The organism is Pseudomonas sp. XK-1 (assembly GCF_038069885.1).
Lineage (GTDB): Bacteria > Pseudomonadota > Gammaproteobacteria > Pseudomonadales > Pseudomonadaceae > Aquipseudomonas.
Window position 1 is genome coordinate 469,187 of sequence record NZ_JBBPES010000002.1, and the last position, 18,553, is coordinate 487,739.

The 18,553-nt window shown below is 67.9% G+C and carries 4 protein-coding genes; all 4 read right to left on the reverse strand.

Annotation, left to right across the window (positions count from 1 at the left end; all coding sequences use genetic code 11):
- Window positions 1-48 precede the first annotated feature (48 nt).
- The 4 genes from WMW70_RS07845 to WMW70_RS07860 all read right to left on the reverse strand — a co-directional run bounded on the left by WMW70_RS07845 (window position 49) and on the right by WMW70_RS07860 (window position 18,544).
- Window positions 49-5,433, reverse strand: a complete 5,385-nt coding sequence (locus tag WMW70_RS07845; RefSeq protein WP_341436945.1) for an amino acid adenylation domain-containing protein — start codon at window positions 5,431-5,433, stop codon at window positions 49-51.
- Window positions 5,430-16,271: an amino acid adenylation domain-containing protein gene (locus WMW70_RS07850; protein WP_341436946.1), complete on the reverse strand. Its 10,842-nt coding sequence runs from the start codon at window positions 16,269-16,271 to the stop codon at window positions 5,430-5,432. Before WMW70_RS07850 ends, WMW70_RS07845 begins: the two co-directional genes overlap by 4 nt.
- Before the next feature lie 147 nt (window positions 16,272-16,418).
- Window positions 16,419-16,622 carry an MbtH family protein gene (locus WMW70_RS07855; protein ID WP_341436947.1) on the reverse strand — a complete coding sequence of 68 codons (204 nt, stop codon included), beginning with the start codon at window positions 16,620-16,622 and terminating at the stop codon, window positions 16,419-16,421.
- A gap of 224 nt (window positions 16,623-16,846) precedes the next feature.
- The gene (locus WMW70_RS07860; protein ID WP_341436948.1) at window positions 16,847-18,544 is read right to left on the reverse strand and encodes a multidrug ABC transporter permease/ATP-binding protein; all 1,698 of its coding nucleotides are present in this window, start codon (window positions 18,542-18,544) and stop codon (window positions 16,847-16,849) included.
- Between the last annotated feature and the right edge of the window lie 9 nt (window positions 18,545-18,553).

Genomic DNA, 18,553 nt, shown 5'->3' on the forward strand with positions numbered 1-18,553 from the left:
GCCGGCGCAAAAAATTTAGCGATTAGTCGATTTATTTTTCCCTGCCCCTCAACCCAGCGCCGCCAGGTAGCGGCTTACCTGCTCCAGGGTCTTTGGCGCGCGCACGATGCCCAGGTGGTCGGCGTCGATCAGGCTATGGCTGGCGGCGCGGCCGAGGGCCTGTTCCAGGCCCTGCCCCAGCAGTGCGGCGCGCCCTTCGGGCCGGGTCGCCCACCAGCAATGCGGGCGCACCTTGACCCTCGGCAATTGGTAGCCAGCGCAGAGGCGGCGCATCTGCTGCTCGACCGACCAGGCAAACAGCAGCTCCTGCAGGCTCTGGCTGGCCACGGCGTCGAGCCCCTGGCCCAGCAACCACTGCCTGCAGGCCTGCGGCCAATCCAGCGGGGGCAGCGCTTCGAGCCGCGCGAGCAGATCGTCCAGCGCGCCGGCCGACAGCTCCGGCACCAGCAAGCGCAGGTGCTCGCCGAGGCGCGCGCGGGCCTGGGGATGGCGGCTGTCGTCCTCGGGAATTTCCGTGCCAGGCACATAGCAATCCACCAGGCCGAGAAAGGCCACGGTCTGGCCGCGGGCTTCCAGACGCGCGGCCAGTTCCAGCGCCAGGCTGCCACCCAGGGACCAGCCCAGCAGGTGATAAGGCCCCTCGGGCTGCTGGCGCAGCAAGGCGGCCAGGTAGGCGTCGACCATCTCGCCCAGGCTGCCGTCGCGCCATTCGGGGTCGACAAAGCTGCGGCACTGCAAACCGAACACCGCGCGCTGGCCTTCCAGCCTGGCCGTCAACGGCTGGTAACCGGTGACCCGGCCGGTCACCGGATGCGGGCAGAACAACGGCAGCGCAGCCGGGGTCTGTCGCGACAGTTGCAGCAGCGGCACCGGGCCTGCTCCGGCTGTTGTCCCGGCCAGATTGAGCAACGCCAGCAGCTCGGCGCGATAGGCCGCGGCCAGGGCCTGCACCGTGCTTTCGTGCAACTGGCTGGGGGCGTATTCCCAGGCCAGGCTGAGTTCGCCGTCGAACACCTGGCCATTGACCGTGAGCAAGCTGCCCAGCGGGTTGCCGGCGGCCTGTTGCGCACCGCCGCCCGCCAGCGGACGGAACCAGCCGTTGGCCTCGCCGCCGGCATATTGGCCGAGGTAGTTGAAGGTCACCTGCGCCTGCGGCAGGGCGGCCAACGCGGCTTGTGCAGCCGGCTCGCCGAGCCAGCGCAGCGCGCCATAACCGACACCGCCATTGGTGACCTGTTGCAACTGCGTCTGCACGCTGTGCAGCTGCTCGCGCAGGTCGCCGACATGGGGCAGGCGCAACGGGTACAGGCTGGTAAACCAGCCCAGGGTGCGGCTCGGGTCGAGTCCGGCGGCCAGCGGCTCGCGGCCATGCCCTTCCAGATTGACCCGCAGCGCGCTTTGCCCGCTCCAGGCGCAGAGCGCGCGGGTCAGAGCGCTCAGCAACAGGTCGTTGATCCGCACGCCCAGGGCGCTCGGCACCTGGGTCAGCAGACGTTTGCTGCTGGCGCGATCCAGGCCGATGCGCACTTCGCGTTTTTCGCCGAAGGTCGCCGTGGCCGCTGGCAGATCCTGGGGCAGCGGCTGATCGTGGCCGGACAACCGCGTGCACCAGTCATCCAGTTCGGCGGCGGCCTGCTCGCTGCGTGCCCAGGTCTGCAGATGCTCGGCCCAGTCCTTGTAGGAGCAGGTCTTGGCCGGCAGTGCCGGCGGCTGGCCGGCGGCGAGGCGCTGATAAGTGCGCGGCAGATCCTCCAGCAGCACCCGCCAGGACACACCGTCCACGGCCAGGTGATGAATCACCAGCAACAACCGATCCGCCTGGCCGGCCTGGCGCAGATAGAGCGCACGCAGCAGTGGGCCGTCGGCCAGATTCAGGCTGTGCTGCACTTCGTTGCACAACATCTCGGCCTCAGCGTCGCAGCCAACCTCACAGCTGAGCAATAACGGCGTGGTCAAGGCATCGTGGGCGGCATACCACTGGCGGCCCTCGGCGAAGCGCAGGCGCAAGGCGTCGTGATGCAGCACCAGCGCCTGCAATGTCTGCTCAAGCAGCGCCGGGTCGAGTGGGCGCTGCACCTCGAGGTACAGCGACTGGTTCCAGTGCGCCGGTTCGGCCTGGCTCAGGGCGAAGAAATGCGCCTGAATCGGCGTCAGCGGCAACTCGCCGCTGACCGGCCCCTGGGCCTGGGTCGACTCGCTCGCAGGTCGCGCAACCGCTGCCAACTCGGCCAGGGTCTGTTGCTGGAACAGATCCCGCGGGGCCAGCGCCAGGCCCTGCTGGCGAGCCCGGCTGACCACCTGCAAGGCCACGATGGAATCGCCGCCCAATTCGAAGAAGTGATCGCTGCGCCCGACCCGCTCGACACCCAGCACCTGTTGCCAGATGGTGGCGAGGATGCGTTCGTTGTCGCAAGTCGGTGCCTGGTAATCGGCGCTCTGCCACTGCGGCTCCGGCAGCGCGGCGCGATCCAGTTTGCGTGCCGGGGTCAGCGGCAGGCTGTCCAGCTGCAGCAGTTGCGCCGGCAGCATATAGTCCGGCAGTTGGGCGGCCAGTTGCTGTTTGATCGCGCTCAGGTCCAGCTCGCCGCGGCCAACCAGATAGCCGACCAGCTGCTTGCCGCTCGGCGTATCGCGGGCCACCACCGCCGCCTCGGCGATCTGCGGCAGGGCCAGCAGCTGGCTTTCGATCTCGCCCAGCTCAATACGGAAGCCGCGAATCTTCACCTGATGATCGACCCGGCCGAGGTAATCCAAAGCGCCGTCTTCACGCCAGCGCACTAGATCGCCGGTGCGGTACATACGCTCGCCGGGCTCGCCAAAGGGATCGGGCAGAAAGCGCTCGGCGGTGAGATCCGGGCGCTGGTGATAACCGCGGGCCAGGCCGACTTCGCCACCTATATACAGCTCGCCGGCCACGCCGATGGGCAGCAGATTGAGTTCGCTGTCGAGTACGTAGCATGTGCGCGGGCCGACCGGGGTGCCGATGGGGGCGTAGGCCGCTTGCAGCTCATCGCCGGCAAAGGCTTCCCAGATCAACGGCGTAACCACGGTTTCGGTCGGGCCGTAGCCGTTGACGATGCGCTTGGGCTTCAGCACCCGCTGCATGCGCTCGTAGGTTTCGCGGGTAAAGGCTTCGCCGCCCAGGGTCCAGGAACGAACATTAAGACTAAGTGACTGCGACTCGACCCAGTCCAGCAGTTGCAGCGCATAACTGGGCGGGAAAATGGCGATGGTCACGCCCTCGTCCTGCAGCACCTGGCAGGTCTGCTCGGTGCTCCACAGCTGCTGATCGCGGATCACCAGGCGGCTGCCGAAGGCCAGCGGCACCGTCCAGCGCTCCACCGCGCCGTCGAAGCTGATGGAGGCAAAATGCAGCTCCACATCGTCCGGCGTCATGCCGTAGCGCTGGCCGATGCACTGCACATGCATGCTCAGGCCGGCGTGATTGACCGCCACGCCCTTGGGCTGGCCGGTGGAGCCGGAGGTGTAGATCAGATAGGCCAGATTTAGCGGATGCAGCGCGACCTTAGGCGCTTCGCTGCTGTAGACAGACAGGTCGAGCCGATCCAGGCATAGCGTGTCCACGGCCGGCAAACGCCCAGCCAGATCGCTACTGGTAATCAGCCATTGCAAGCCCGAGTCCTCGACCATAAAGGCCAGGCGTTCGCGCGGGTAACCGGGGTCCAGCGGCACGAAGGCACCGCCGGCCTTGAGGATCGCCAACAGGCCGACGATCATCGAATTGCCCCGTTCCAGCGACAAGCCGACCCGCGCTTCCGGGCCGACGCCGCGCTCGATCAGCAGATGGGCCAGGCGATTGGCCTGGGCTTCCAGTTCGGCATAGCTCAGGCGTTCGCCGCCATGCACCAGGGCGATGGCGTCGGGGCGCAGACGCGCCTGTTCGGCGATCAGTTCGGGCAGCAGGCGCGATGGGTTATGGGCTTGCTGGCACTGGTTCCACAGGGTCAGGCGTTGCTGGTCCTCGTCGTCGAGCAGCGGCAGGCGCGCCAGGGGCAGATCCGCGGTCTGGCATAGCTGTTCGAGCAGGCCGATAAAGTGGCTGGCCATACGCGCCACCAGGGCAGCGTCCAGACGTTCGCGGGCATGGGTAAAGACCAGACGCAGCTCGCCATCGGCGTCTTCCTCGCTGTCCAGGGCCAGGTCGAAGATCGCGTGCGGCAGATCCTGGGCCAGGGGCGTCAGGCGCAGGCCGGGCAGCCGGGCCAGGGCACCGAGGTCGCGCCGCTGGTGGTTGAACAGCACCTGAAACAGCGGCGTTTGGCCGAGGCTGCGTTCGGGGGCCAGGGCCTCGACCAGTTGATCGAATGGCAGATCCTGATGGTCCTGGGCTTCCAGGGCGCGCTGGCGCACCTGAGCGAGCAAGACGCGAAATGACTGTTGCGGGCTCAGTTCGGCGCGCAGCACCTGGGTGTTGACGAAAAAGCCGATCAGCGGCGCGATCTCGCCGCGCTGGCGGTTGGCCACCGGCACGCCGACGCGGATATCGCGCTGGCCGCTGTAACGCGCCAATAAGAGTTGAAAAGCCGCCAGCAACAGCTGAAACAGGGTCGCCCCTTCGCTCTGGGCCAGGCCGCGCAGCCGCGCCGACAGCCCTGCCGGCAAGGCTTGGCCCAGGCGCACTGCATGACGCATCTGCCCGGCCGCCTGGCGATAGGGCAAGGCCAGCACCGGCTGTTCACCGCCCAGGCGCTCGCGCCAGTAGTGCAACTGCCGCGCGCCCTCACCCGCCTCCAGCCAGGCGCGCTGCCAGATGGCGAAATCGGCGTACTGCACCGGCAGCTCGGCCAGGTTCGCCGGCTGGCCCTGGCACAGCGCCGCATAGGCCTGGGCCAGCTCGGCGCTGAATACGCCAATCGACCAGCCATCGGAGACGATATGGTGGGTGACCACCTGCAAGCGCCATTGCTGGTCGTCCAGGCGCAGCAACTGCACCCGCAGCAGCGGCCCGCGGGCCAGGTCGAAGGCGCGCGCGGCCTGCTCGCGGGTTACCACCTCAAGCTGCTGCGGCTCGCCACGCAGATCGCGCTCCTCCAGCGCCAGTGCACCGGGCGGGTCGATAACCTGCCAGGGCTGGCCGTCGCTTTCGACAAAGCGCGTACGCAGCGCCTCGTGCCGCGCCAGGATCAGTTCCAGGGCAGCGACCAGCGCCGCGCGGTCCAGCTCGCCCTCCAGGCTGAATGCGCCAACCATGTGATAAGCGCTGCTATCCGGCTCCAGCTGGCCGATCAGCCACATGCGCTGCTGGGCGAAGGACAGCGGCAGGCGCTCGCCCCGCGGTGCCGGCACCAGCGGCAGCAGCTCGAAGCGGATGCCCTTGGCCTGCAGCAACTCGAGAAAGCGCCGTTGCTCGGCCGCGCCCAGGGCCAGAAAGCGCCGCGCCAGGGCGGCCTTGTCGATCAGGGGATTGCTCACAGCGACTCCAATTCATCCAGTAGTGCGGCCATTTCGCGCAGCGCGGCGTCGTCCTGCCCGGCGCTTTGCGGGGCCTGTTGCTGCAGCGATTCCGCCAGGGCGGCGAGGTTGTCCAACTCGAAGAAGGCCCGCAGCGGCACTTCCAGGCCGAGCTGCTGACGGATCTGCGCCACCGCCTGGGTGGCCAGCAACGAGTGCCCACCGAGCTCGAAGAAGTTGTCGTCGAGACCGACCCGCGGCACTTCCAGCAGGGTCTGCCAGATCGCCGCCAGAGCTACTTGCAGCTCGCCGAGCGGTGCCCGGTACTCGCGCACCTGCCACTGCGGCTCGGGCAGCGCGCGGCGCTCCAGCTTGCCGTTGGGCGACAGCGGCATATGCGCCAGGCGCACCAGGGCGGCCGGCACCATATGCTCGGGCAGCTGGGTTTTCAGCGCGGCTTTCAGCTCGGCCAGCCAGGTGGCTTCGTCGACACCAACCTGCGCATCCGCCGCCACCAGATAGGCCACCAGCTGCTTGCCGAGCTGGGTATCGCGCGCCACCACCACCGCTTCGGCGACGCCGGGTTGGGCCAGCAGCAGCGCCTCGATTTCACCCAGTTCGACGCGGAAACCACGGATCTTCACCTGATGGTCGATGCGCCCCAGGTAGTCGATGGCACCGTCCTCGCGCCAGCGCACCAGGTCGCCGCTGCGGTACATGCGCGCGCCCGCCGGGCCGAAGGGATCGGGCACGAAGCGTTCGGCGGTCAGCTCGGGGCGGCCGTGATAACCGCGGGCCAGGCCGATACCGGCCAAGTACAGCTCACCCGGCACGCCGAGCGGCACCCGGTTCAGTTGCGGGTCGAGTACATGCAGACGCAGGTTGGCGATGGGCCGGCCGATGGGCACCGCGTGGCGACCTTCGTCGACGCAGGTCCAGTGGCTGACATCGATGGCCGCCTCGGTCGGCCCATATAGGTTGTACAGCTGAACCTGCGGCAGGCGCTGGAACACCCGCGCCTGCAACTCGGCCGGCAGCGCCTCGCCGCTGCAGACGATCTGCCGCAGGCTGCTGCAGGCCTCGATCTGCGGATGGCCGACAAAGGCCTGCAGCATCGAGGGGACAAAATGCAGGGTGGTCACCCGGTGCGTCTGGATCAGTTCGAGCAGGCGCTGCGGGTCGCGGTGATCACCCGGCGCGGCGACGGCCAGGCGCGCGCCGCTCATCAGCGGCCAGAAGAACTCCCACACCGAAACGTCGAAGCTGAACGGGGTTTTCTGCAGCACTGTATCGCCGCCATCCAGCCGGTAGGCCTCCTGCATCCATAACAGGCGATTGGCCAGGGCCGCGTGGCTGTTGCCCGCACCCTTGGGTTTGCCGGTGGAGCCGGAGGTGTAGATCACATAGGCCAGATCGTCGGGGTGCAGCTTCAGCGCAGGAACCTGGGCCGATTCGTCGCTGCAATCTTCGCGGTCCAGGCACAGGGTGCGCACCTGCGCCGGCAGCGGCAGCTCGGCCAGCAGCAGGCTGTGGCTGAGCAGCAGCTCGACGCCGGCATCCTCCAGCAGATAAGCCAGGCGCTCGACCGGGTACTCCGGGTCCAGCGGCACATAGGCGGCCCCGGCACGAACGATGGCGTGCAGGCCGATCACCAGCTCCAGCGAGCGCTCCAGACTGATGCCGACCAGGCTGCCCTTGGCCACCCCGCGCCGCCGCAGGCGGTTGGCCAGGCGGTTGATTCGCGCCTCCAGCTCGGCGTAGCTCAGGCGCTGCTCGGCCATGATCAGCGCGGTGGCGTCCGGGGTGCGCGCCGCCTGCTGACTGATCAGCTCGGTGACCGGGACGAAGGGGCCGTAATCGCGCGCGCTGTGGTTCCAGGCGGCGATGCGCGCCTCTTCTTCCTGCTCCAGCAGCGGCAGCAGGCCGATGGCCTGATCCGGCGCGGCGCACAGGCCTTCGAGCAGACGCTGGAAGTGCCGCACCATGCGCGCGATGCTGCGCGATTCGAACAATTCGCAGGCGTAGCTGATAAAGCCGCCGAGGCTGCCGTCGACGCCCTCCTCGGTGTCCAGGGCCAGGTCGAATTGGGCACCCGCAGCGCCCGGGTCGAACGGTTCGACGCGCAGCCCCGGCCAGTTGCCGAGGGCACTGAAGTCGAGCTGCTGATGGTTGAACGCCACCTGGAACAGCGGGTGATGGCTGAGGCTGCGCTGTGGCTGCAGGGCCTCGACCAGTTGCTCAAACGGCAGCTCCTGATGGCTCAGGGCGTCGCGGCTGGCCTGCTGCAATTCGCCGAGCAACTGGCGGAACGGCTTGTTGCCGGCCGGCGCGCCGCGCAGCACCAGGGTGTTGACGAAGCAGCCGAGCACGCCCTCGGTTTCCAGCAGGCTGCGCCCGGCCACCGGCACGCCGACACGAATGTCGTCCTGGCCGCTGTAGCGGTGCAGCAGGCTTTGCCAGGCCGCCAGCAACAGGGCAAACAGCGTGGCATTTTCCCGCTGGGCCAGGGCGCGCAGCTGGCGGGTCAGACCTTCTGGCAGGCTGAAGCGCAGACGCGCGCCGCGCAGCCCAGTGCGCGCCGGGCGTGGGTGATCGGTGGGCAGTTCGAGCAGCGGCTGGTGCTCGCCCAAGGCCTCGCGCCAATACCCCAACTGGCGCTCGCGCTCGCCGCTGGCCAGCCACTGGCGTTGCCAATGGGCGTAGTCAGCGTATTGCACTGGCAGGGGCGCGAACGTCGGCTGCGCGCCTTCGGCGAAGGCCGCGTAGGCCGCGCTGAACTCGGCGATAAAGCGCTGCATCGACCAGCCATCGGAGACGATATGGTGCTGCACCAGCAGCAGCCGGTGTTCCTGGTCACCGAGGCGCAACAGGGCCACGCGCAGCAGCGCATCGCGAGCCAGATCGAAGGGCTGAGCCAGCAGTTGCTGGCTGATGGCCTTGGCCGCCGCGTCCCGCTGGTGGGCCGGCAGTTCGCGCAGATCGTGCAGTGCGATGGCCTGGCTGTGCGCCGGCAGGATGCGCTGCAACGCCTCGCCCTGGACCTCGACAAAACGCGTGCGCAGCGCTTCGTGGCGGGCCACCAGCGCATCGAAACTGGCCTGCAGCGCGCCGCGGTTCAGGCGACCGTAGAGCGCCAGCCCGGCCGGCATATGGTAGGCGGTGTTGTCCGGCTGCAGACGATTGAGGAACCACAAGCGGCGCTGGGCGTAGGACAGCGGCAGATCCGCGCCGCGCGGCAACGCGCGGATGCTTGGCAGCTGCGGATTTGGCTGGCCGAGCTGGGCGGCGCAGGCGGCCAGCAGCGGCACGTCGAACAGCGCCTTGAGCGGCAGCGCCAGGCCGTGCTCGGCGCGCAGGCGCGACACCACCTGAGTGGCCAGCAACGAATGACCGCCCAGCTCGAAGAAGTGATCGCCGCGCCCGACCCGCTCCACCCCCAGCACCTGCTGCCAGATCGCGGCGAGCAGGCGCTCGTTGTCGTTGGCGGGGGGCTGGTAATCCGCGCCCTGCCACTGCGGCTCCGGCAAGGCGGCGCGGTCGAGCTTGCGCGCTGGGGTCAGCGGCAGGCTGTCGAGCTGAATAAGCTGCGCCGGCAGCATATAGTCCGGCAGCTGCACCGCCAGCTGCTGTTTGATTGCGTTCAGGTCCAGCTCGCCGCGGCCGACCAGATAGCCGACCAGCTGCTTGCCGCTCGGCGTATCGCGGGCCACCACCGCCGCCTCGGCGATCTGCGGCAGGGCCAACAGCTGACTTTCAATTTCGCCCAGCTCGATGCGGAAACCGCGGATCTTTACCTGATGGTCGACCCGGCCCAGATAATCCAGGGCACCGTCCTCGCGCCAGCGCACCAGATCGCCGGTGCGGTACATACGCTCGCCCGGCGCGCCAAAGGGATCGGGCAAGAAGCGCTCGGCGGTCAGGTCCGGGCGCTGGTGATAACCGCGGGCCAGACCCACTTCACCACCGATATACAGCTCGCCGGCCACGCCGATGGGCAACAGATTGAGTTCGCTATCCAGCACATAGCATTTGCGTGGGCCGACCGGGGTGCCGATGGGGGCGTAGGCCGCTTGCAGCTCATCGCCGGCAAAGGCTTCCCAGATCAGCGGCGTGACCACGGTTTCGGTGGGGCCGTAGCCGTTGACGATGCGTGTGGGTTTCAACACCCGCTGCATGCGCTCGTAGGTTTCCCGGGTAAAGGCTTCGCCGCCCAGGGTCCAGGAACGAACATTAAGACTAAGTGACTGCGACTCTATCCAGTCCAGCAGCTGCACCGCATAGCTGGGCGGGAAGATGGCGATGGTCACGCCTTCGTCCTGCAATACCTGGCAGGTCTGTTCGGCGCTCCACAGCTGCTGATCGCGGATCACCAGGCGGCTGCCGAAGGCCAGCGGCACCGTCCAGCGCTCCACCGCGCCGTCGAAGCTGATGGAGGCGAAATGCAGCTCCACATCCTCGGGCGTCATACCGTAGCGCTGGCCGATGGTTTGTACGTGCATGCTTAGGCCGGCATGGTTCACCGCCACGCCCTTGGGCTGGCCGGTGGAGCCGGAGGTGTAGATCAGATAGGCGAGATTTAGCGGGTGCAGCGCGACAGCAGGCGCTTCGCTGCTGTAGACAGACAGGTCGAGCCGATCCAGGCAAAGCGTGTCCACGGCCGGCAAACGCCCAGCCAGATCGCTGCTGGTAATCAGCCATTGCAGGCCCGAGTCCTCGACCATAAAGGCCAGGCGTTCGCGCGGGTAGCCTGGGTCCAGCGGCACAAAGGCACCGCCCGCTTTAAGAATGGCCAGCAGGCCGACGATCATCGAATTGCCGCGCTGCAGCGACAGGCCAACCCGCGCTTCCGGGCCGACGCCGCGCTCGCGCAATAGATGGGCCAGGCGATTGGCCTGGGCTTCCAGTTCGGCATAGCTCAGGCGTTCGCCGCCATGCACCAGGGCGATGGCATGGGGGCGCAGACGCGCCTGTTCGGCGATCAGCTCGGGCAGCAGGCGCGATGGATCATGGGCTTGTCGGCACTGGTTCCACGCGGCCAGGCGCTGCTGCTCGCTGTTATCCAGCAACTCCAATGCCGCCAGCGGCCGTGACACCTCGCCCAGCAACTGCTCCAGAGCCTGACGCAGCAATGCCTCGATCCGAGCAATAGCCGCCGCGTCAAAACGCGCGCTGTCGTAGGCCAGCAGCAGATTCAGCGCATCGCCCGGCAGTACCGCCAGGGCCAGCGGGTAATGGGTGAACTCATGACTGTGCGGCGTACCCAGGCGCAGGTCGCCGCGTTCGGCTTGCCGCAACGCATCGCCCAGGGGGTAGTTCTCGAACACCAGCAGGTTGTCGAACAGCGCCTCGCCGCCGAATTCGGCCCAGCGTTGCAGGTCGTACAGCGGCGTGTGCTCGTGTTCGCGCAGGGCCAGGTTGTGTTGCTGCAAGGCTGCCAGCCAGGCACCGACCGCCTGCTCCGGCGGCAGCTCGACCACCACCGGCAGGGTGTTGATAAACAGGCCGACGATCTGCTCGGCACCCGGCAGATCCGCCGGCCGCCCCGCCACCGTCGTGCCGAAGCACAGCGCGCGCTTGCCGGTCAGGCGACTGAGCAGCAGCGCCCAGGCCCCCTGGATCAGGCTGTTGAGGGTCAGGCCCTGACGCTGGGCGAAGCTGCGCAGGCTCTGCTGCAGCTCACTGCTGAGCGCCAGGGGATGACGCACATGGCCGCTGCCGGGGCTGCGACAGGGCAGGCTGCCGGCGACCCGGGTCGGCGCGTCGAGGCGCTGCAACTGCGGCCGCCAGAAGGCTTCGCTGGCCGCCCCGTCCTGCTGCGCCAGCCAGGCGATATGCGCGCGGAACTGGCCACGCGGCGCGGCCAGGCTGTCGCCGTGGTAGAGCGCCAGCACCTCGCCGAGCAGTAAGCCGGTGCTCCAGCCGTCGAGCAGCAGATGGTGCAACGTCCAGACCAGCACAAACTGCTGCTCGTCGCGCTGCACCAGCAGCAGGCGCAGCAGCGGGGCCTCGGTCAACTCGAAACCGCGCTGGCGCTCGGCCAGGCACAGGGCGTCGAGGCGCGTCTGGAACTCACCTGCGGCGAGTGCGTTCGGCTCACGCCAGTCGAGCTGCTGCCAGGGCAAGGCGACCTGGGTCTGCACCGCCTGCAGCGGCGGCTCGCCCGGAATGATGCGTGCGCGCAGCATGGCGTGGCGTTGCAGCACCTGCTGCCAGGCCTGGCGCAGACGCTCGGGGGCCAGGCCGCTGAGCGGCAATACCAGCTGATTAACGTAGCTGCTGGCGGACTCACCCAGCTGGCTGTGGAACAGCAGGCCCTGCTGCAGGGCCGACAGCGGGTAGATATCCTCGATCCCGGGCAAGGCGTCGAGAGCGGTTTGATCGAGGCCGGCCAGGGCGACATCGCTGGGCGTCAGGCAGCGCGGCGCGCTCAGGCAATGGGCGCGAATCGTCTGCAGCTCGGCTTCCAGTCGCTGCAACAGGCCTTCGAGGGTGGCGCGCGGCCAGTGCCCGGGGCAGAAATCCAGATAAAGCTGCAGGCCGCCGTCGCGCTGCTCGGCATTGATCACCAGGGGCGCATCCAGGGGCGCATCGGCCTCGCGCCAGAGGCCGGCATCGAGCACCTGCAACGCGCCAGCGCCGGTTCCTTCGAACTGCCCGAGGTAGTTGAACAGCAGTTGCGGCGTCAGCCCGGCCAACACGCCCCGCTGTTGCAGCAGACCATAGGCCAGGCCGCCATCAGCCACCGCGCGCAACTGTTCCTTGATCGCCTTGAGGCTGCCCGGCAGATCGGCGGCAGGCCGCAGACTCAGCGGATAGAGGCTGGTAAACCAGCCGACCGTGCGACTCAGGTCGATATCCTCGAACAGCGGCCCGCGGCCATGGCTTTCCAGGTGCAGGCTGAGTGCCGGCTGTTCGCTCCAGGCGCAGAGCACCCGCGCCAGGGCGGCCAGCAGCACCTCGTCGGCGCGCAGGCGATAGGCCTGCTGCGCCCCCTGCAACAGCTCGCGGGTCGGCTCGGCCGCCAGCCTGAGGCTCAGGCGTTGGCGCTGATCTTCGCGGCCCGGGGCGGCGGTCATCGTCGGCAAAGGGAAAACCGCCTGCTCCTGGGCCAGCCAGAACCCGCGCTGGGCCTGCACCACGTCGCTCTCGCCGAAAGCCTGCAAGCGCTCGCCCCAGGCCTTGAAGGCAGTGGTTTTCTCCGCCAGCTGCACCGCCTGACCGGCCTGCAACTGTGCATAGGCGCGCGGCAGGTCCTCCAGCAGCACGCGCCAGGACACGCCGTCCACGGCCAGGTGATGGATAGTCAACAACAGGCGATCAAGCTGACCGGCCTGGCGCAGATAGAGTGCACGCAGCAGCGGGCCCTGGTGCAGATCGAGGCTGGTCTGAGCCGCGCGGCAACGCGCCTCCGCATCAGCGGTGTCGCGAGCCTGGTACTCCTGCAACAGCAGTTGCGCATTGGCCTCGGCCGGCGTGGCATGCCATTGCTGCCAGCCGTTATCAGAGCGCGAGTAGCGCAGACGCAAGGCATCGTGATGCCGCACCAGCGCCTGCAACGCCTGCTCCAGCAATGCGGGATCGAAGGGCTCGCCCAGCTCGAACAGCAGGTACTGGTTGCAGGCGGCCAGGCCTTCGCGCTCGAGCAAGCGTGCCTGGATCGGCAGCAAGGGCGCGGGGCCGCTGACAGGCGTTTGCTCGGCGCGCGGCGCGTCCACCTCGCGGGCCACCGCGGCCAGCTCGGCCAGGGTCTGCTGCTGGAATACATCCTTGGGCGTCAGGCCCAGGCCCTGCTGACGTGCGCGGCTGACCACCTGCAGCGCCACGATGGAGTCTCCGCCCAGTTCGAAGAAGTGATCCGTGCGCCCTACCCGCTCGACACCCAGTACCTGCTGCCAGATCGCGGCGAGGATTTGTTCGTTGTCAGTTTGCGCTGCCTGATAATCCGCGCCCTGCCACTGCGGTTCCGGCAGTGCGGCGCGGTCCAGCTTGCGCGCCGGAGTCAGCGGCAGGCTGTCGAGCTGAATAAGCTGCGCCGGCAGCATATAGTCCGGCAGCTGCGCCGCCAGCCGTTGTTTGATTTCGTTCAGGTTCAGCTCGCCGCGGCCAACCAGATAGCCGACCAGCTGCTTGCCGCTCGGCGTATCGCGGGCCACCACCGCCGCTTCGGCGATCTGCGGCAGGGCCAACAGCTGACTTTCGATCTCGCCCAGCTCGATACGGAAGCCGCGAATCTTGACCTGATGGTCGACCCGACCGAGGTAATCCAAAGCGCCGTCCTCGCGCCAGCGCACCAGATCGCCGGTGCGGTACATGCGCTCACCCGGTTCGCCAAAGGGATCGGGCAGAAAGCGTTCGGCAGTCAGGTCCGGGCGCTGGTGATAACCGCGGGCCAGACCCACTTCACCACCGATATACAGCTCGCCGGCCACGCCGATGGGCAGCAGATTGAGTTCGCTATCCAGCACGTAGCATGTGCGCGGGCCGACCGGGGTGCCGATGGGGGCGTAGGCCGCTTGCAGCTCATCGCCAGCGAAGGCTTCCCAGATCAGCGGCGTGACCACGGTTTCGGTGGGGCCGTAGCCGTTGACGATGCGAGTGGGCTTCAGCACCCGCTGCATGCGCTCGTAGGTTTCGCGGGTAAAGGCTTCGCCGCCCAGGGTCCAGGAACGAACATTAAGACTAAGTGACTGCGACTCGACCCAGTCCAGCAGCTGCACCGCATAGCTGGGCGGGAAGATGGCGATAGTCACCCCTTCGTCCTGCAGCACCTGACAGGTCTGCTCGGCGCTCCAGAGTTGCTGATCGCGGATCACCAGGCGGCTGCCGAAGGCCAGCGGCACCGTCCAGCGCTCCACCGCGCCGTCGAAGCTGATCGAGGCGAAATGCAGCTCCACATCCTCGGGCGTCATGCCGTAGCGCTGGCCGATGCACTGCACGTGCATGCTGAGGCCGGCGTGATTGACCGCCACGCCCTTGGGCTGGCCGGTGGAGCCGGAGGTGTAGATCAGATAGGCGAGATTTAGCGGATGCAGCGCGACCTTAGGCACTTCGCTGCTGTAGGCAGACAGGTCGAGCCGATCCAGGCACAGGGTGTCCACTTCCGGTAGCCGGCCCGCCAGATCGCCGCTGGTAATCAGCCATTGCAAGCCCGAGTCCTCGACCATAAAGGCCAGGCGTTCGCGCGGATAACCGGGGTCCAGCGGCACAAAGGCACCGCCCGCTTTAAGAATGGCCAGCAGACCGACGATCATCGAATTGCCGCGCTCCAGCGACAAGCCAACCCGCGCTTCCGGGCCGACGCCGCGCTCGATCAGCAGATGGGCCAGGCGGTTAGCCTGGGCCTCCAGTTCGGCATAACTCAGGCGCTCGCTGCCATGCACCAGGGCGATGGCATGGGGGCGCAGACGCGCCTGTTCGGCGATCAGTTCGGGCAGCAGGCGCGATGGATCATGGGCTTGCTTGCATTGGTTCCACAGGGCCAGGCGTTGCTGTTCGGCCTCGCTGTGCAAACGCAACTGCGCCAGGCGGCTATCGGGCTGGGCGACGAACTCGCCGAGCAGCTGGGTATAGCCGGTGATCAGCCGCTCGATGCTGGCTGCATCGAACAGGTCGGCGGCGTAGGCGAAGTTGATCTGCACCTGCTCGCCTTCGCCTTGCTGCGCATCCAGAGCCAGGTCGAACGGAATACGGCTGGCGGGAAACTCTTCCAGGCGCGCCTCGATGCCCGGCAACCCGTTGGCCAGCAGCGGGATCTGTCGGCGGTAGTTGAACGCCACCTGAAACAACGGCTGCTGCCCCAGGCTGCGCGCCGGTGCCAGCGCTTCCACCAGCTGTTCGAACGGCATCTGCTGGTGATTCAGGCCCTGGCGCAGGCATTGCCGCGTGCGGCCGACCCAGTCGCGCACGCTCAGCCCCGGCGAGGGTTGCCCGGCCAGCACCAGGGTGTTGACGAAGAAGCCGACGAGACGCTCATGACCACGGGCGCGGCCCGCCACTGGCACGCCGATGCGCACTTCGCGCTGGCCCGACAGCCGCGCCAGCTGCAGCTGCAGGGCTGCCAGCAGCACGCTGAACAGGGTCGCACCGCAGGCTTTGGCCAGGCCGCGCAGACGCCCAACCAGCTGCGGCTGCAGCTGCAGCTGGCGATAGGCGGCGCGGCGGTCGGCCTGGGCCGGGCGGGTAAAGTCGGCGGGCAGCAGCAGGGCCGGCTGTTCCTCACCCAGCTGCGCGCACCAGTAATCCAGTTGCTGCCGGCCTTCACCGCTGGCCAGCCACTGGTGTTGCCCCTCGGCGTAGTCGCAGTACTGCAGAGGCAGGGCTCTCAGCGTGGGCGCGCGGCGCTGCTGGTGGGCCCGGTAGAACTCGGCCAGGTCCTCGCACAGCACCCGCACCGACCAGGCGTCGGAGACGATGTGGTGCATGCTCAGCACCAACCCATGACGCTCGTCCTCCAGGCGATAGAGCGCAGCGCGGATCTGCGGCCCGTGGCCGAGGTCAAAATGCCGCTCGACGAAGGCTCGCCCCTGCTCTTCGACCGCAGCCTGGCGCAGCGCCGGGGCCAGTTCGCCGAGATCGACCCGCTCCAGCGGCATCGGGCACACCGGCAGCACCGCCTGACGAGCCACGCCATCCTGCTCGGCGAACACCAGACGCAGCGCGGCATGTCGGGCCAGCAGCTGATCCAGGCCGTAACGCAGGGCGGCGAGATCCAGCGCACCCTCGAGCCACAGCACGCCACCCAGGTTGTAGGCGCTGCTGGCGGATTCCAGGCGACTGAAGAACCACAGGCGCTGCTGCGCCGAGGACAACGGCACCCAGGCCAGGTCGGTGAGCGGCTGAGAAAGGCAATCGGCGGTCATGGACAACACCTCTAGGCACCCTGGGTGCGCGTAAGCGGCCTTGGCACACAACAGATGCCAGGCGGAAATTCGATCGGGTTGAGCAGTTCGGCGCGCAGGCGGAAAGAAGGCTCGGCAATCCGCGCAGGGACAGGCCGAACCGCGGCCTCAGGCCGGCGTCGCCTGGCGCAGACTCAGCGGGCGCATATCCGTCCAGACCTCGGCGATATGCGCCAGGCAGGTCTGCCGGTCGCCGTGCACGCCGACCTCCTGCCAGCCGGCGGGCAGCGGCTTGTAGTCCGGCCAGATGGCGTATTGCTGCTCGGCGTTGATCACGACCAGAAAGCGGGTCTCGGGGCTGTCGAAGCTCATGGCGGGTCCTCGGTGCGAGCCGGGCTGTGCCGGCGATATGGATACAGACGAAATCATTTGCGAATAATTTTGATTTACACGCGAATTTTGCACGTGCCGAGGCACGCTCCAACGGCGTTTCTGCTCATCGCCACGGCATGGTGACGCCGAGGCACGCAGCCCAACAAAATGAAGCAGGGTGCGCCGTGCGCACCAGGCAGCGGTATTGGTGCGCGCAGCGCACCCTACGAGATGCCCGGCACCTCCACGCGCCGCGCCGGCCCGCCGATTTCATGCAGGGCGTCGGCACTGGCGCGCTGGCGCTGCTCGCCGGTCAGCTCGAACAACTGACCGCCATCCATCTTCAGCAGGCGGTCGGCCTGGTCGAAATAGTGGTCGTCGTGGGTGATCGCCAGCACCGTCTTGCCGGCGGCCTTCAGTTGCGGCAGCAGTTCGCGGTAGAACAGCCGGCGGAACAGCGGGTCCTGATCCGCCGCCCATTCATCGAGCACCAGGATGTCGCGCCCTTCCAGCATCGCCAGCAGCAGCGCCAGGCGCTTGCGCTGGCCCTGGGAGAAGCGCGTATCGAGCAAGCGCCCCGCTCCGAGGCGCGCCTTGTGCGCCATATGCAGACGTTCGAGCCAGCCCTTGACCAGGCCATCGCCGACTTCGCTGCCCGCCGGGCCGAGCAGCCGCGCGAACAGATGGAAATCGGTGAATACGCTGGCGAACAACTGCCGATAGGCCGGCCATTCGTCCTCATTCAGGGCGCGGCCGTCCAGGCGAATGGCACCGGAGTCGGGGCGATGCAGGCCGGTGAGCAGGCGCGCCAGGGTCGACTTGCCGCTGCCGTTGCCGCCCACCAGAAACACCAGCTCGCCGCGTTTTAGGGTCAGGTCGATGGGGCCGACATCGAAGCCGAGTTCGCCCGCCTCGCCCTCGCCAGGGTAGCGATAGCTGACGCCATCGAGGTGCAGCGCCTGCCAGTCGGCCGGCTGCTCGACATAGTCGAAGCCCTCGCGCTGCTCGGCCAGCTCCAGCGCCTCCAGCTTGCCCAGCGCCACCCGTGCGGCCAGCAGGCTGGGGATCGCCGCCACGCTGGCGACCATCGGTGCGCGCAGAAACAGCACGGTCAGGGCGAAGGTCGCCGCCACCGGCGCGGCCGCCCAGCCCAGGCCATTGGCGCAGAAGAACACCAGGCCGATGGTGCCCAGCACCATGCAATTGGCCCAGTTGCCGGCCAGGCCGTTGAAGATGTCGGCGCGGGTGACGTTGTCGCGGTAGCTGCGCGCGTTGCTGTCGAACTCTTCGCTGAACAGCAGGCGCGCGCGGTCGCGGTTCAGCGCCAGCTCCTTGCGCCCGTCGATCACCGCCTGGTAGTCCTGATAGAGGCGATCCTCGGCCTCGCGCAGCAGGCGGATATGGTGGTTGACCCGGCCGACGAACAGCCAGCCGACGCTCAGGGTAAAGCCCAGCCAGGCCAGGGTGACGCCGAATAGCGAGGGCGACAGCCAGGCCAGGTAGGCGAAGGCGGCCAGGCTGAGGATCAGCCCGTAGACCAGCTCGGGCAGGTAGACGAAGGCGATGGTGATATTGCGGATATCGCTCGACAGGCTGGCGAGAATGCGCGCCCCGCCGATCTGCTCCAGGCGCTCGATATCGGTGTCCAGCACCCGCTTGACCAGGTTGCGGCGCAGCCGATAGACGAAGCGATGGCCCAGGGTGTGCAGCGCCATCTGCGCCGCCGAGGCGCAGGCCAGCAGCAGAATCAGCAGACCGGCGAACTGCAAGAGCGCGCCGCCCATGGCCTCGCCGCCGGCGATCAGGCGCAGGTTGACGAAGGCGATCACCCCGACGCTCAACAGCGCGCTGCACAGGCTCAGCAGCAACACCCCGAGCAGCGGCAGACGGTTTTCCCGGAACAGCAAACGCAACAGCTTCATCGGTCGATA

Bases quoted from the DNA above. Each gene is read 5' to 3' on its own strand.
- WMW70_RS07850 (WP_341436946.1), bottom strand. From the start codon at position 16,271: ATGACCGCCGATTGCCTTTCTCAGCCGCTCACCGACCTGGCCTGGGTG.
- WMW70_RS07855 (WP_341436947.1), bottom strand. From the start codon at position 16,622: ATGAGCTTCGACAGCCCCGAGACCCGCTTTCTGGTCGTGATCAACGCC.
- WMW70_RS07860 (WP_341436948.1), bottom strand. From the start codon at position 18,544: ATGAAGCTGTTGCGTTTGCTGTTCCGGGAAAACCGTCTGCCGCTGCTC.